General features: G+C 53.5%; 10 protein-coding genes and 1 pseudogene. 3 read left to right on the top strand and 8 right to left on the bottom strand.

Annotation, left to right across the window (positions count from 1 at the left end; translation table 11 throughout):
* Positions 1-182: 182 nt before the first annotated feature.
* The 3 genes and pseudogenes from EP25_RS0105420 (at position 183) to EP25_RS0105400 (ending at position 3,654) form a co-directional block, all read left to right on the top strand.
* Positions 183-2,498, top strand: a complete 2,316-nt coding sequence (locus tag EP25_RS0105420; protein ID WP_051906405.1) for an esterase-like activity of phytase family protein — start codon at positions 183-185, stop codon at positions 2,496-2,498.
* Between the two features lie 148 nt (positions 2,499-2,646).
* A pseudogene (gene tnpA / locus EP25_RS0105415) lies at positions 2,647-3,078 on the top strand (IS200/IS605 family transposase).
* Between the two features lie 252 nt (positions 3,079-3,330).
* Positions 3,331-3,654 (top strand): hypothetical protein, encoded by a 324-nt coding sequence (locus EP25_RS0105400; RefSeq protein ID WP_031432949.1) that lies wholly within the window; start codon positions 3,331-3,333, stop codon positions 3,652-3,654.
* Between the two features lie 481 nt (positions 3,655-4,135).
* On the opposite strand, the gene dxs is transcribed toward EP25_RS0105400, so the two are convergent.
* Genes dxs through EP25_RS0105360 form a run of 8 tightly spaced genes read right to left on the bottom strand, consistent with a single transcriptional unit; the run spans position 4,136 to position 15,853 of the window.
* The gene (dxs, locus tag EP25_RS0105395; protein ID WP_031432948.1) at positions 4,136-5,998 is read right to left on the bottom strand and encodes a 1-deoxy-D-xylulose-5-phosphate synthase; all 1,863 of its coding nucleotides are present in this window, start codon (positions 5,996-5,998) and stop codon (positions 4,136-4,138) included.
* A 2-nt stretch (positions 5,999-6,000) separates the two neighbouring features.
* Positions 6,001-7,632, bottom strand: a complete 1,632-nt coding sequence (locus tag EP25_RS0105390; RefSeq protein ID WP_031432947.1) for a copper resistance D family protein — start codon at positions 7,630-7,632, stop codon at positions 6,001-6,003.
* Between the two features lie 5 nt (positions 7,633-7,637).
* Complete coding sequence (locus tag EP25_RS0105385) at positions 7,638-8,018, bottom strand: copper resistance CopC family protein (protein WP_051906404.1); 381 nt, start codon at positions 8,016-8,018, stop codon at positions 7,638-7,640.
* A gap of 39 nt (positions 8,019-8,057) precedes the next feature.
* A complete protein-coding gene (locus EP25_RS0105380; RefSeq protein ID WP_031432945.1) occupies positions 8,058-9,446 on the bottom strand; it encodes an aspartate aminotransferase family protein in 1,389 nt (462 codons plus the stop codon).
* A gap of 17 nt (positions 9,447-9,463) precedes the next feature.
* A complete protein-coding gene (locus EP25_RS0105375; protein WP_031432944.1) occupies positions 9,464-12,067 on the bottom strand; it encodes an MMPL family transporter in 2,604 nt (867 codons plus the stop codon).
* A gap of 4 nt (positions 12,068-12,071) precedes the next feature.
* Positions 12,072-12,797: a phosphorylase family protein gene (locus EP25_RS0105370; protein ID WP_031432943.1), complete on the bottom strand. Its 726-nt coding sequence runs from the start codon at positions 12,795-12,797 to the stop codon at positions 12,072-12,074.
* The gene (gene shc, locus EP25_RS0105365; RefSeq protein WP_031432942.1) at positions 12,794-14,749 is read right to left on the bottom strand and encodes a squalene--hopene cyclase; all 1,956 of its coding nucleotides are present in this window, start codon (positions 14,747-14,749) and stop codon (positions 12,794-12,796) included. Before shc ends, EP25_RS0105370 begins: the two co-directional genes overlap by 4 nt.
* Before the next feature lie 12 nt (positions 14,750-14,761).
* Positions 14,762-15,853 (bottom strand): phytoene/squalene synthase family protein, encoded by a 1,092-nt coding sequence (locus tag EP25_RS0105360; protein WP_031432941.1) that lies wholly within the window; start codon positions 15,851-15,853, stop codon positions 14,762-14,764.
* Between the last annotated feature and the right edge of the window lie 103 nt (positions 15,854-15,956).

The following is a 15,956-nucleotide window of genomic DNA, read 5'->3' as shown; positions in this document are numbered from 1 at the left end:
AAAATTTTTCAGAAACTCTGCATAAACCAGGCGTCAATGTAGAAATTTGCCTTGGCTGTCATTTTTTCATAAACATTGCGGTAGGATATCGGAGCTGAAGCCAATTTGTTTTTACCGAATTGTCATAATTCTGCAACATTTCTTCTTTATAGTGCGTCGTTTCCTTTTTTGACGACGTCCGCATGGTTAAAACCCTCAATCATTATCCCTATCTTCGCGTGTTCATTTGCTTGATTGGGTTATGGTTTATCGCCTTTAACGCTTATGCCGGCGATGGCCGCTCGCCGCGGCAGCACCACGAGCCAGGCAGGTTTTTTAACCGGATTGCCTCCTTTCCGGTCTATCTTAATGCGAGTATCGACCAGCAAAGCGTCTCCGAGATCGTCGATGTCAGTAAGGACGGCAATATTCTGATTTATACTGACGGAGCCGGCGGTAAAATCGGCTTTGTCGACATTCACGATCCTGATCATCCGCAACCGCTCGGTAGTCTTGAAGTCGAGGGTGAGCCGACGTCGGTTGCCGTGGCTGGAAACTATGCTCTGGCAGTGATCAATACGTCGGGCGATTTCGACAATCCGAGCGGCTTGCTGCGCGTGATCGATATTGCGCAACAAACCGTTATTCAAAGTTTCGATCTGGGCGGTCAACCGGATGCAATCGCCATCAGTCCGGATGGAAAATATGCCGCCATCGTCATTGAAAACGAGCGTGACGAAGCTTTCAATGGTGGGAAGTTGCCGCAAAGGCCAAGCGGTTTTTTGGTTATCGTCGATATCGATGATGAACCGGCTAAGTGGCGAATGCGTCAGGTCGGGTTGACGGGGATTGCCTACCCTTACCCCAGCGATGCCGAGCCGGAATATGTCGACATTAATGATGACAATGTCGCCGTGGTGACGTTTCAGGAAAACAATTATCTGGCGCTGGTCGATGTAGCGAGCGGCCGTATTATCGATCATTTTAGTGCCGGGACCGTCGATTTGTCTGCTATCGACACTCGGGAAGAAAGCACGGCCTTCATTCGGTTGACCGACAGGCAGTCGCAACGGGCGCGTGAACCGGATGGCGTGGCGTGGCTCAATACTGAGTTGTTTGTGACGGCTAATGAAGGCGATCTGGATGGCGGTAGCCGCGATTTTACCGTTTTCGACCATCATGGCCGGGTTGTTTTCACCGCCGGAAATGCCTTAGATCATCAAGCGGTACGCTTGGGGCATTATCCCGACAAGCGTTCCGGAAATAAGGGGAATGAACCGGAAAATGTCGATGTCGGCCGCTACGGCAAAGACACCTTTTTGTTTATCGCCTCGGAGCGGGCCAATCTCATTTTTGTTTATCGCGTGAACAACGGCGGTCGTTCTTTCAGATTAATGCAGACGTTGCCGGCTGGCGTCGCGCCGGAAGGAATCAAAGCAATACCGGGCCGCAATCTCTTGGTGGCCGCGGGTGAAGTGGATGATCGTAAAAAAGGCATTCGTTCGGTGCTGACGCTATACCGGTTACAAGACAAACCGGCCGGTTATCCCACCGTGGAGTCGGCGAATCGGAATGACGGCACCCCGATTCCGTGGGGGGCATTGTCCGGTTTGAGCATGGATTTATACGATGAACATATTGCTTATGCCATTCATGACGGCTTTTTTCGGCAAAGCCGTATTTATAAACTGAACACCAGTCGTCATCCGGCGGTGATTCAAGCGGAAATCGTCCTGACCGACAGCCGGGGCAGATTGGCCGAGGTCGCTCCGGATCTGGTCAATGCCGACGGCACCGTCAATCTCGATGGCGAGGGAATCAGTAGCAGCGCCAATGGGGGCTTCTGGATCGCTTCCGAGGGGGCGGGCTCGCCAGGGGATGAAAAGAAGTCCATCACCCGTAAAAATCTATTGGTACATGTCGATCGCTTCGGCGATATTGACCGAGTCGTGCTATTGCCCGGCGCAACCGATGTCAAACAAAAGCATTTCGGGTTGCAGGGTGTCGCATCCGTCGGTAAGAGTGATAACGAAGTGCTCTTTGTCGCCTTCCAGCGGGAATGGTTGGGTGATAGGAGCGGACATGTTCGGGTCGGCCGTTATGACGTAGCCAACGCGGAATGGTCATTTTACTATTACCCGTTGGATAAAGCGGATTCAGCGAATGGCGGCTGGGTAGGGTTATCCGAAATCATCGCCTTGGGTGATCAGGAATTCGCCGTTATCGAGCGCGATAACCAGGCTAATAACGATGCCCGCATCAAGCGCATCTATCGATTCACGATTGCCGGGCTGAGCGCGTTAACAGAGGAGCATGCGCCATTTTTTCCCGTCGTTCAGAAAACCTTGCTGGCGGATTTGCTGCCCACCCTAAAAGCCAGTGGCGGCATGGTCTTGGAAAAAATCGAAGGTATGACGGTCAATGAACACGGTGATATATTGGTCGTTAACGACAACGATGGGGTCGATGGATCCAATGGCGAGACCCAATTGCTGACCCTGCAACACTTGCTCCATTAAAAAAGTCGATTTAAGCAGCGATGTCCCGGGGCATTTTTTCACGAAGTGTCCTTAGCGACCGTTTTGCCTTAATTATCCATCATAAGGTTTAAACCACCGGCTTTAGCCGGTCAGCTTTAGCTGCGATAATTTGCCCAAGGAGGTGGCGATGGACTATAGATACGGCAGCCATACGGTTTACCAAATTGAGTATCATTTTGTTTGGGTTACGAAGTATCGTTATAAAGTGCTGAAGGATGAAATAGCCGAACGAGTGAGAGACTTGGTGCGGCAGACATGCGAAGCCTTTGAGATACGGATTATCAAAGGTGTCGTGAGCAAAGATCATGTGCACATTTTGGTGAGTGCGCCGCCGACTATGGCCCCAAGCGAAATCATGAGGCGAATCAAGGGACGAACTTCGAGCTATCTGTTCGAAGAGTTCCCGCACTTGAAAAAGCGATATTGGGGTCGACATTTTTGAGCCCGCGGTTATTTTTGCGCCACAGTGGGGCAAATGACTGATGAGATGATAAAGCAATATTTGGAGCATCACTTTGAACCTAATCCAAACGATAATTTCAAGATGGAGCCCGACTAAGACGCGTCGTTTAGTCGACGCGTATCCGGACTTTCAGTCCGTTATTGGAACCCACCCGCTTGAGCGGGTGGTTGTTTAGTATTAGCCTTTTCTGATATAGTGCGGGCTAGTTTCGGCTCATGAAAAGTAAAGAAATGAGCAGGGTTTTGTTTTATAATGCGCGGTTGATTTTGACGGCTGATACAGTCGATGCTGACATCGATCGGTTGGAAGTCTGACAGGTTTCATTTCATCAATTCGGGAAAAACACATATGAATAAAATTAACGTCGCGTTGGTAAGGTTGCTGCAATTCGTGGTATTCACCTTATTCACTTTCATGGTACTGACTTATTTTGGCGCCATGATTCTGGTTCCTTTGGATCTGGTCGTGTTGTTAACCAAGTTACTGAATGTCATCGGTATCGGTACTTTGTTCGGCGCGATTGTCGCTATTCCTGTGGTCGGTTATATGGGGATGATCGTCTATAAAACCCCTGGTCTGGTGCAAATGATCATCGACACCGGCGTAGATTTGGTGAATACCGGCAAACAACGGGTCGAGGCGTTTAACGAGATCGCTAACAGCGTTAAATAAACCACAGCGCTACGTTGATTGCTAAAAGGGCGTGCTTACGCCCTTTTTTGTGCTTGTTGCATCGTAATCGTAGATGGGATGTGTTGGTCGTCACTGCGCCGGCCGTCAATGGTGGGGCGGAGGAGTGGTGCAATAATTTAAATGCCTATGAACTTACTGTAGGTTGTTACCTGTTTGCCTTTCAATATACGGCGTAAATACCTCCCTTGCTGTCGACAATCTTGTAAATCTAACAGCTACAGCCTCTGACACAGGTAACCTGTGGATTGTAAATAACCATTATAATTTATCAGTGGGTAAATCCCCACGGCGAGACTCTCTTCGGTTTTACCAATGCGGCAGTTCGTAGCCTCGGTGCAGCGTAGCGGAATCCGGGAATGGCGTGGTTCCAAGGCTCCTGCTTGATGCGGATGACTGTCGACCCTATGCGATGGGTTTTACCCGCAGGACACAGACAGCTTTGCTCTACCCATCTCCTACTCTAGGCGCAAAACGCCTCGATTCGGGCCAGGATGCCCTTCACATCGAGCCCGACCAGGCCGAGCAATTCCTCGCGGCTTCCTTGTTCGACGTATTCGTCCGGCAGGCCGATGTTCAACACCGGCAACAGGATGCGTTGCGCGTGCAGGAATTCGTTGACCGCGCTGCCGGCGCCGCCGGCGACGACGTTCTCTTCCACGGTCACGATGACATCGTGGCTTTTGGCCAAGTCCAGGATCAGGTCCTGGTCGAGCGGTTTGACGAAGCGCATGTTGGCGACGGTCGCCCCCAATTGCTTGCCGGCTTCCAGTGCGGCGCTAAACGGCGCGCCCCAGGCCAGGATGGCGATGCGCCCGCCCTGATGGCGGATCTCGCCCTTGCCGATTTCCACGCCGTCGAGGTTGCACTCGATGGCGGCGCCTGGGCCCTTGCCGCGCGGATAGCGCACCGCCGCCGGGCCTTCATAGTGGTAGCCGGTGGTCAGCATTTGCCGGCATTCGTTTTCGTCGGCCGGCGCCATCACCACCATGTTGGGGATACAGCGCAGATAACTGAGATCGAAACTGCCGGCATGGGTCGGGCCGTCCGGGCCGACCAGGCCGGCGCGGTCCAGAGCGAACAACACATCCAGGTTTTGCAGCGCGACATCGTGGATCAACTGGTCGTAGGCCCGCTGCAGGAAGGTCGAATAGATCGCCACCACCGGCTTGGCGCCCTGGCAGGCCTGGCCGGCGGCCAAGGTCACCGCGTGCTGCTCGGCGATGGCGACATCGAAATAGCGTTTCGGAAAGCGCTGCGAGAACTCGACCAGGCCGGAGCCTTCCCGCATCGCCGGGGTGATGCCGAGCAGGCGCTCGTCCTGTTCGGCCATGTCGCACAGCCAACTGCCGAACACCTGGGTATAGGTCGGATGCGGCGACGGCGCCGCCTTCGGCAGCGAATCCTTGCACGGGTTGAAGGCCGGCACGCCGTGATAGGCCAGGGGGTCCTTCTCGGCCGGCGCATAACCCTTGCCTTTCTTGGTCACGACATGGAGAAACACCGGGCCCTTCAGGTCCTTGATATTTTCCAGCGTCGATACCAGCATGTCCACGTCGTGGCCGTCGATCGGGCCGATATAATTGAAACCCAGCTCCTCGAACAAGGTGCCCGGCACGATCATGCCCTTGACGTGTTCCTCGGTCTTGCGCGCCAATTCCCAGACGCTGGGCATGCCGCTCAACACCTTCTTGCTTTCCTCGCGCACCGACGAATACAGCTTGCTCGACAACACCTTGGTCAGGTAATTGTTCATCGCCCCGACATTGGGCGAGATCGACATATCGTTGTCGTTCAGGATCACCAACAAATCGGCGTTGACGTCGCCGGCATGGTTCATCGCCTCGTAGGCCATGCCGCCGGTGATGCTGCCGTCGCCGATGATCGCCACCATTTTCTTGTGTTCGCCGCGCAACTGCGACGCGATCGCCATGCCCAGGGCCGCGCTGATCGACGTGCTGGAGTGGCCGACGCCGAAGGCGTCGTACTCGCTCTCCGCCCGTTTCGGGAAGGCCGACACGCCGCCGTAGGTGCGAATGGTCGGCATCCTGTCCTTGCGCCCGGTCAGGATCTTATGCGGATAGGCCTGGTGGCCGACATCCCAGACCAACTGATCCTCGGGCGTGTTGAAGACGTAATGCAGCGCCACGGTCAGTTCCACCGTGCCGAGGCCGGCGGAGAAATGGCCGCCGGAAATACTGACGGTCTGGGTCAGAAACTCGCGCAGTTCCTTGGCGACTTGCGGCAGTTGCTTCTTGTCCAGCTGGCGCAGATCGGACGGCAGGTTGATGTCCTTCAGCAACGGATAGTCTTGAGTCACATTCATAATCAATACAAGGGTTCACGATAGAACATCAAAATGATGCCTATCTGGAAGAGGGCGAATACCGAAATAAAACCGGCAATGTCCTTGCCCGGCGAATCCAATTTCAATTCCAGCCAGCGACCGCAGGCCAGTATCAATGCGAACAGTCCCATCAACGTATGGCCGACTTGGATCAAGAAGGCGGTTTTCGGCTGGAAGCCGACATGGGAGTGCGCCAACAACATCAATCCGCCGAACGCCGCGAGTACCGGAAACACATAGGGGAGTTTGCTGTCCGGGTCTTGGGTCAGCCGCGCCTTCATTTCCATGACGCCGAGCATGAATACCAGCAGGGTGGCGATGCGGTGTTGCAATACCTCGCCGTTGTTGAAGGTGCTTTCCCAGAAACCGATAGGACCCAATGGCCAGGTCTCGGCATCGCTGCGGAAGAACAGAAAAATGCCCAGCAAGACGAAACCGATCGGCCAGTATTTGGCCCAATGAAATCTGCGGTAATAGGACAGCATGGCGAACACGCTCATGACCGTCAGGAAAATACCGGAAACATTGTGGTTATAGTCCGACCAGGCGGTCGCCGCTTCAGATGGTACCTGGCCGACGATCGCCACCCGGCCGGCCTCGCCGGCCAATAAATCTTCGTGGCTGGGCGATGTGATTCGCGGAATGCGCGGGGCGAAAGTATTCAATACTTCCTGCCAGGTCGCAGTCAGGTGTGGGATATCGATCGCGGGCGGCTGAGAAGCCAGGCTGGCCGCGGTGAACAGCAGCGTGATCAAAATCAGTAATTCGGCTTCGATATAGTAGGGAACCCGGCGATTGATGTCATGGCTGTTGGAAGTCAGAAAATAGTCATGCACGGCACGCCGGTTCATTGCGGCGAACCCCAAGGCGATGAACAGCATCAGTATCTTGACCAGCAGCAAGTTGCCGTAGCCGGTACCGATGAAACCGTTCCAACTATCGATGTAGTGCAATGCGATCGGTATGCCCGATACCAACAGGGCCAATACTGCGACGATCCCCATCGGGGAAAAACGCCACAGCAGGGCGGGCCATAATTCCTCGTTAATCCGGCCTTGTTTTTTCAAGCGCCAGACATTGAGCAATTGAAAGACGCTGCCTATCCATACCGCAGCGGAAACCTGATGGAAGACGGTAAACATCATCAGTATGCCGCGATCCTCCAGTCTGCTGGCGCCATGAACCAGCCAGGCACCCGATATGATCATCGGCAAGGCCAGCAATATCGCGTTTTCCCAGCATTGTTTCGAACGAAAATCATGACGCAGCCGTTTATGAATGTAAACAGCCAAGGCGACGCCGAAAAACGCGCGCACCAGGCCGGCCTGGAATTGAACGGTATTGGCGAAAGCCGGAAAAGGCCAACGATCCAGGGTCGCCGTCATCAGCCATATTTTCAATATGATTTTCGCCACTTGGGTGATAACCAATGTATACGCGCCAACAAAAGTTAAATGGACGCTTTTTTCCAGCAATTTATTAGTGTACGCCACCTTGGGATCCCAAGGTCGTAGAATGACGAAGCCCCAGAATAATCCGCCTACCGCCAGAGAATAAAAGGTCAGGTCGACGCCGCCTATCAGGGAATCGAGAAAATCAGCAATTCCTTCCATAGCGTTTACTCGGTCCCCGCGGTCACGTGAAACCGCACGATATCCTCGCTCAAATGGCCATCGGCAGCAAAGATACTCAGTTTCAAGGCGTACTCGCCGGGGACGAGCGGCGGTAGGTCGATAAGCACCGTGCCGGGATGGTTACTATGGCTGGCGTTGACCAATTGCATCTTATCGCCGGCGCTGACCAGGAAAATCTGCGACAGATCAAGTTCAACCTTGGAATTGAAGGTCAGGCTGACTTGCGTCGCCTTGTTGGGCGCAATTTTATCCACACTCAGGGAGGAGTGGGTGACCACTGCGTGAGCAGCAACCTGTTCAATAGGTAACAAAATTAATGCCGCGACGGCGAGCAATCTGAAATAAAGCGCTAGCTTATGTAACATAATTTTCCCCAATCGTTCGTTAGTAGTGATTCGCGTGTATTATTTCTTTTTGTTTTTCATGGCATGGCCAGCCAGGGTTTTACCCAAATCCCAGATCGAGCCGGGCACCTGGTGCGTGTCGGCGATCGCCTGGTCGAACGAGTTGACGATCCAGTCGCGGTCCTTTTGCGTCAGGTTTAGTGGCGGCAGTAGTTTGACGACGTTCATGCCATGCCCGGCCACTTGAGTCAGAATACGGTGTTCCTTGAACAGAGGGATCGTCACCATTTGGCAGAACAAGCCTTTATTGGCCGCTTCCAGCATGGTCCAAGCTGCTTTCAACGACAGGCTTTTCGGCGATTCGAATTCGACCGCGATCATCATGCCCTTGCCGCGCGCCTCTTTCAGGAATTCGTATTTGGATGCCGTGGCATTTATGGTTCGGATAATGTCTTCGCCGACCTTTGCGCTGTTTTCGACCAGTTTTTCATCCTCCATGACCTGCAGGGTCGCCAGGCCAGCCGCCATCGCCATGTTGTTCTTGGAGAAGGTGGAACCGTGTACGACGGCACGGTCCATGCGGTTGAAGACGGTATCCATGATTTTTTGCGTCATCGCCACTGCGCCGACCGGAATGAAACCGCCGGACAGCGCTTTGGCCATGCAGATCATGTCCGGTTTCACACCCCAATGCTCGATGGCCCAGAATTTACCGGTACGGCCCAGGCCGGTTTGCACCTCGTCGGCGACAAACAGCGTGCCGTATTTTTTACACAGGCGTTCGACCTCCGGCAGGTAATCATCGTTCGGCACGTTGACGCCTTTGCCTTGCACCGGTTCGACGATGAAGGCGGCGACGTCCTTGCCGCTTAATGCTTTCTCCAGCGCTTCCAGGTCGTTAAATGGCACCGAGTGGCAGCCCGGCAGCAGCGGACCGAAGCCTTCGCGGAAGATTTGCTCGCCGTTCAACGACAGCGATCCCATCGTCAGACCGTGAAAGCTGTGGTCGCAAAAGACGATTTTTTCCCGTTTGGTAACGTAACGGGAAAACTTGATCGCCGCCTCCACCGATTCGGTACCGGAGTTACAGAAGAACATCTTCGTCAGGTTGTCCGGCGTCGTTTGCAGAATTTTCTCGGCCAGCAAACCGCTGAGCAAGGAGACGTCCATTTGTACCAGATTGGGCAATTCCAGCGTCAGCGTTTCCTGCAAGGCGCCGATCACCGTCGGATGGTTGCGTCCGATGGCAAAGGCGCCGAAACCGCTCAATAAATCGAGGTATTCGCGGCCTTCTTCGTCGTACAAATATTGCCCTACGGCGCGTTTATAATTACGGTCGTAGCCGATAGTGCGCAAGACCCGGACCATCTGATTGTTTAAATGCTGTTCGTGCAAATCGAATTTCTTGTCGAAATGTTCAGAAAAAAGATTGGCGATACTGAAAGTCATGAATAAACCTCAATCAATTAAGCTTGTTTGCCGTAAAAAGCCGGCAACACAATTAATGTGCAAAGCAATGTAAAAGTAATCCCTATGGCCAGTAACAGGCCCATACTGGCGACGCCTAGATGAGGGGTAAAGGCGAGACTGGAAAAACTGCACAGGGTGGTTAGTGAGCTGAAGAAAACGCCTCGTGCCGTGCTGCTTTCCAGAATATTATTGCTACTGAAATGTTCCGATTGCAGACGGTGCAAAATGTGGATGCCGCTATCGACCCCCATTCCCATCAACAGCGGAAGGGCAATGATGTTGGCGAAATTGAACGGATTGTCCAGTACGACATTGGCCGCGCCGGTCAGCATCCCGGCCAGCAACAGCGGACCTAAGACCAATAGCGTGTCCCTAAAGTTTCGCAAGATTAACAATAACAGGACAAAAATTGCGATCAAGGCGCCGCTAAAGGCCTCGATAAATGCCTTGACCACGGCGACGCCGGACGCCTGGTCGGCAACCGGCAAACCGGTGGCGGCGGGGTCCACGCTCTGGACCTCGGTGACGAACTGTTTCAGGTTCTCCACCTTGTTTTGATCAAACTCCGGCGTGATCAATATTTTATATAGTCCGCTAGGGCTCACCCAGTGCGCCGATAAATAATCCGGCAGGTCATTCAACCCATAGGCTTGGGCCGTCAAACTGGTTCGTAGCCGGTCCATCGTATAGGGCAGTAATTGCAAAATATTGCGTTCCAGTGTGTGGGCCTTGGCGTTGGCGTCTTCACTATGGCTCAGTGTGCGAAAATTCTGCAGTAAGCGTTCCAGTTCCGCCTTGCTCGGTTCGTCAGGCTGTCGTTGCAAGTGTTTTTCAACAGCGGAGACGAATTCGCGAATGGCGGCCAAAGGTTTGGTATCGGTCAGTTCATGGTCAAATTTGTTCAGTTGATTGCCCAAGATCATCGCCAGATCTTCGATGATATAGAGTTTTTCTTCCTGGTTCTCGGCCACCAGGTTGCTCAGAATGACCGTGTCATGCACAGACGGCAGTGCCTGGAATTTTTCCGCCAGTTGTTCGGCGCTTTTCAAGTCGGGAGCTAGTGCAGCCAGGGAAAACGGTGAGTCGGTTTGCGAACGCAATAGTTCCTTGATGGAAGAGACCGATTCGCTACTTGGATCGCGCAGGTTGATCGGATTTGAGTCGAACTTCAGCTGAGTCAATATCGCGGCGGAAATGATCGCGAACAGGATCGACAAGACCCGAATCGGAGTAGCGTACTTAAACGGCATCGTGGTAACGAATGTCGCCCTGAACCTGGAATGGAACGGTTTGACATTGTTGATCGGCATGATTTTCAGCAAGGCCGGTAAAACCGTTAGTGAGATGGTCAGGCCGATAAACATGCCGGCACCGGAAATGATGCCCAACTCCGAAACACCGGAATAATCGGTCGGGATGAAAGCCAGGAAGCCTATCGCGGTGGTGATGGCGCACAGGAAGAGGGAAACGCCGACCGTCGCGACACTGTGGTTGATGGCCGCGAGATTTTCCATGCCTTGCGCCCGGCATTCGCGGTAATGCAGGCAGAGGTGGATGGCATAATCGACTCCCAGTCCGATATAGAGCACGGCAAAGGCGATTGAGATCAAATTCAGGTGGCCGATCGCGAGGGCGGCGAAGCCCGCGGTCAAGATCAAGCCCAGAATCAGCGCGATGAAGGTGGACAGCAACAGTTTGACGGAGCGCAGGGCGATCAGTAGCGAGGCGCTGACCAATATCAACGAAACTACGCCGGCAATCTCGGCGCCCCGGGTTACGCTCTCCAGTTCTTCGTGTTCCAACGCGGTTTCGCCGGTGATGCGAATTTTGACCGAAGGGTTAGCGGCCATGATGGCCGAAACCATCTTCCGGGCAGTGGTCAGCGCGTGTTCGGCCGGCAGAATTTCGTCGAATTTCATTTTGGGCCGGGCGATGACGATGGTACGGTTGGTGTCGGTATTCAATTTGCCGGCCGCCAGTAGGTTTTGCCACGACATGTTGGTGGGGTGGCCGCTGAGCAAATTTTCCGCCGTGCCGTTAATCGCCTGCAGCAGTGGGTTGAGGTCCATCGGCAGCTCTTTGTCCTTGTTTTCCAGCGCTTTCAGGATAATGTCCAGCAAGCCTTGCAGGCTGTAATGCTCGGACAGGTAGCCGATGAACGGCTGGGCGTCGGTCAGCTTGGCCGAAAGGTCGTACAGTTCGTCGATATCGAGGTAAAGCAGTGCCTCCCGTCGGAAAAATTCGTTATCGGTCGGAATATAGGCCGATACGAAATGATCTTTTTGCGCGAGCAGTTGATTTTCCAACTGGTTGGCGGCAATCGACGTCTCTTCCGGCGTGGCCGCTTCGACGACTAGGATGATCGCTCCGGCATCTTGGGGAAATTCGGTCTCCAGGCGCTTACGATTGACTTGAAACGGCAGATCCGGCGACAGCATTTGGGCGGTGTTGGTATTGACGCCGAGATTGTTGATGGTGTAATACAGGCTGAATCCCGCCAAAATGCAAGTCAGCAAAATCAGCGTTATTGGAAAACGCAAAACCTTGCTGCTCCAACAGCACAAAAAAGATTCGATATAAGCGGATGGGTTACGGGCCATGGTGTTAGTGTTCCGTTTTGTTCGCGTAAAATTCCGTTATTTTATCAAGGTATTGGCTGGTATACTTTAAAGTCTTCTTAGCGGCCGAAAAATGCAAACCTAGTTTGATTAGCGCGGGGATCTCTTGCGGATGTTTTAGGACATGGCTTATCAATTCGGGTAATTCAATATCTCCGGCATCGTTTAATGCTTGGCAGACCGCGTTGGGTAAGCTCATGTCGGCCGGGTCCGCTATCGTCCTGATCGTCAGGCAGGGGAGGGCGGCCTTGTCGGCAGCCGCGGCAAGCGCATAACTTTCCATATCCACAGCTAGCGCGGCGGTGTGCGCATACAAAGCTTGTTTATCTCGACTGTCGGCGACGATGGTGGGGGTGGAAACCAGTTTGCCGATATAGACGGTGATTTTATCAGTAAGCGTCAGCTTGGTATGTTCGGCCCATTCGTTGTCGCCTGGAATCGCTGGCCGTTGCGGCGATAAGAAAGCATCGGCAACGACCAGGTCACCGGGTTTCAGCTCGGGCGACAAAGCCGCGGCGCAGCCCCAACTAATGAGTTGGTCTGCGCCACGGCGGATCAGTGCTTCAGACGCTTGGCCCGCGTTTTCGCAACCCGCTCCGGCAAAGGCGATCAACGTATTGGGTGTCAAGGCGACAACATCGCCTTTTTCGACTTTACCGGAAACCAGGGTGGCGAGTTCTTCGGGTAAGGCAACGACGATCCCCGTGATCACTGTTTCATCAGCTCGTTACGGTATCTGGCCAATGCCCACAGCGGGAAAAACTTGTCGTAGCCATGATATTTCAAATAGAAAACCCGGGGAAAGCCTGGCGCGGTAAAGCATTTGTCATCCCAGACGCCGTCTTCTTGCTGAGCTTTCAGCAGGAACTTAATGCCGTCCCTCACTTCCTTGCTGTTCACTTCGCCGGCCGCGATCAGGCCCAGGACGGCCCAGGCCGTTTGAAATGCCGTGCTGAAATGATATTTGCCGCGATATTTGTGCTCGTCGTGGTAGCTTTTGTTGTCCTCGCCCCAACCGCCGTCTTCTCGTTGCACGCTTTTGAGCCAATCGACCGCCTTGCGGTACATCGGGTCGCTTTTGGGGACGTCGGTTTGTTCCAGGCCCAACAGGACCGACCAGGTGCCATAGATGTAGTTGGTGCCCCAGCGGCCGAACCAGGAACCGTCATTCTCTTGTTCGCTACGGATGTAGTCGATGGTGCGTTGCAGCGCCGGCAAATATTCGTCGTGTTCCTTGGCGACGCGGGCCATCAGCATTGCGCAACGGGCGCTGACATCGACCGTAGGCGGGTCTAACAGCGCGCCGTGATCGGCAAACGGAATTTCGTTCAGATAATAATAGGTGTTGTCGACGTCGAAGGCGCCGTAACCCCCGTTGTTCGATTGCATGCCGACGATCCAGCGGGTCGCCTGATGAATCGATTGGTCCATGTCTGCGAGTTCGGATTCGGCCATGCCGAAGGCGACCACGGCGGTGTCGTCGACATCGGGATAATAAGCGTTGTTGAATTGGAAGGCCCAGCCGCCGCCAGGCAAACCGGGACGGGAAACCTGCCAATCGCCCGGCTCGTCGGTCAATTGTTTCGATTTAAGCCATTCGAAGGCGTTATTGAGACTGTCTTTGTTACCGTGCTTGTCGGCTTCGATCAATGCCAGGGCCGCGAGGCCGGTATCCCAGACCGGTGACAGGCAGGGCTGGCAATAGGCGTAGTCGTCCTTGACGACGAGGAGTTTATCTATCGACTTGCGGGCGATGACGACATTGGGATGGTCCTTGGGCATGCCAAGCAGCAGCATGGCCTCGTAGGCATTGACCATGGCAGGAAATATACCGCCCAAGCCGTCTTCGCCGTTGAGGCGCTCGGTAAACCAGTCCAAGGCTTTTTGTATGGCGCGTTCATGCATGCTGCGCGGAATCAGGGGGCGGGTAAGGCGGCCAAGCTTGTCCAGGCCCAGGAAAAATTTGTTCAACAGGGTCCTTTCCGGAAAATAGTGTTTTTCCTTGTCCGGATGGATGACAAATAGTTCCAGGATGCCGACGTTATGCGGGTTTTTTGCCTTGGCTTTCAAGGTACACAGGATAAACAGCGGCACCATCACGGTACGCGACCAATAGGAAACCTTGTCCAGATGAAACGGGAACCACTTCGGCAGCAGCATGATTTCCACCGGAATATAGGGTACCCCGCGCCAGGGCAGTTGCTCGAACATGGCTAGGGCGATACGGGTAAATACATTGGCCTTGGCCGCGCCGCCTTGGCTGAGTATGTAGTCTCGCAATTTTTTCATGTGCGGCGCTTCGACCGAGTCGCCGGCCATTTTCAGCGCGTAATAGACCTTGATGCTGCAACTCAGATCGCCATCTCCGCCGGTGAATAACGGATAGCTGCCGTCCTCGGATTGGCGGCTGCGTAAATAAACGGCAATTTTGGCTTGCAGTGCTTCGTCGATCTCACCCAGGTAATGCATCATCATGATGTACTCGGCCGGGATGGTGCAGTCGGCTTCCAGTTCGAACAACCAATAGCCTTCCTTGTCTTGTAGTTTCAGCAGATGGTCCTGTGCCTTTTCAATGGCCTGTTCAAGCGCGCTGCGATTGATGCCTGATGAAGCGGAGCTGCTTGATGTTTCGTTGCTAATTTCTACTTCGGCTTCTGTAAACATAATGCTTCCTTCTTATTGTCCTGCGGGCAATTGTGGAGAATACTGCCAATCGGGTGTTTTCAGTTTTCGGCTGGTAATAGTAAAAAGCAAAGACAACAAAGTGTTGCTGCGCACAGCCAGTTTGGTTGCAAAAATAGTGGCTTTAACGCTCTTGCGGGTTATTTTCACCTGGCTGGAATCGTTAAAGTCCAGGTTTTCCTTGATTTTTTTCAAGGTCAACACGGCCATGCCCAGCGCCCAAAGACAGAAGTTCCGGATACCCGTTTCATGGGAGGGAATCAACTGGGTGTAAATCAAGGCGTTATGGAGATGGCCGTGGGCGATGCTGATTAAATGTTCGAGACCCTGGCGGAAATGTTCGTCATTGGTTTCCGGAGTCAGCGTGCCGAGGTCGAACCCGGTTTCGCTGAAAATATCCTGCGGCAGCCAGCACACGCCGCGTTTGGCGTCGTCCCAGATGTCCTTGAGGATATTGGTCATCTGTAAGCCTTGGCCGAAGGAAACCGACAGTTTCAGCAATTTCTCCCGGTGTTGGTTGATCTCGGGCGAATAATGGCAGAACAATCGAGCCAACATCTCGCCGACGCAGCCGGCCACGTAATAGCAATAGCGGTCCATGTCGGCCATCGTTTTCAGGCCCGCGTGCAGATCCTGCGCCTGAAATATCGGCATGCCGTTGGCCATGGTTTCGACACACTCGGCCAACGCATCGATTTGTTCTTGGTCGAACGAATGCGTGATGTCGATAACCCTGGGGGTCAGGCGAATCAGACTGTGTTCGGCGGGAATGGTTTGTTCGGACAGCAATGGAGATAACTCGTCGGCGAATTGCCGGGAATTTTTTCCGCTTTTAACGATCTCGATAAATTGCCGGCAAAAATATTTTTTTTGCTCGGCGCTTAAGGAAACCTCGTCTTCTATGGTGTCGACGATGCGGCATAACAAATAGGCATTGGCGACCGCCGGATAAAGACTGCTTGGAAGTTGCGGAATGGTCAAGGCGAAAGTGCGGGATACGCCTTCCAATAAAATGGCTTGCAACTCGTCGTCGGCCAGAGGCAGCAGTGTTTCCGGTTTTTCAATGGAAATCTGAGGTCCGTTCATTGGTATTTGCTTCGCGATTACATTACACATGGTTGGACTAAATGATAGACTGTTTGTTGGTATTTTGCAAAGCAATGTTGTTTTAAGGCAAAATTTATTGGAC

This window comes from Methylomarinum vadi (genome assembly GCF_000733935.1).
GTDB classification, from domain to species: Bacteria; Pseudomonadota; Gammaproteobacteria; order Methylococcales; family Methylomonadaceae; genus Methylomarinum; species Methylomarinum vadi.
This window is presented reverse-complemented; position numbering and strand designations above follow the sequence as displayed.

Bases quoted from the DNA above. Each gene is read 5' to 3' on its own strand.
- EP25_RS0105420 (WP_051906405.1), top strand. From the start codon at position 183: ATGGTTAAAACCCTCAATCATTATCCCTATCTTCGCGTGTTCATTTGC.
- EP25_RS0105400 (WP_031432949.1), top strand. From the start codon at position 3,331: ATGAATAAAATTAACGTCGCGTTGGTAAGGTTGCTGCAATTCGTGGTA.
- dxs (WP_031432948.1), bottom strand. From the start codon at position 5,998: ATGAATGTGACTCAAGACTATCCGTTGCTGAAGGACATCAACCTGCCG.
- EP25_RS0105390 (WP_031432947.1), bottom strand. From the start codon at position 7,632: ATGGAAGGAATTGCTGATTTTCTCGATTCCCTGATAGGCGGCGTCGAC.
- EP25_RS0105385 (WP_051906404.1), bottom strand. From the start codon at position 8,018: ATGTTACATAAGCTAGCGCTTTATTTCAGATTGCTCGCCGTCGCGGCA.
- EP25_RS0105380 (WP_031432945.1), bottom strand. From the start codon at position 9,446: ATGACTTTCAGTATCGCCAATCTTTTTTCTGAACATTTCGACAAGAAA.
- EP25_RS0105375 (WP_031432944.1), bottom strand. From the start codon at position 12,067: ATGGCCCGTAACCCATCCGCTTATATCGAATCTTTTTTGTGCTGTTGG.
- shc (WP_031432942.1), bottom strand. From the start codon at position 14,749: ATGTTTACAGAAGCCGAAGTAGAAATTAGCAACGAAACATCAAGCAGC.
- EP25_RS0105360 (WP_031432941.1), bottom strand. From the start codon at position 15,853: ATGAACGGACCTCAGATTTCCATTGAAAAACCGGAAACACTGCTGCCT.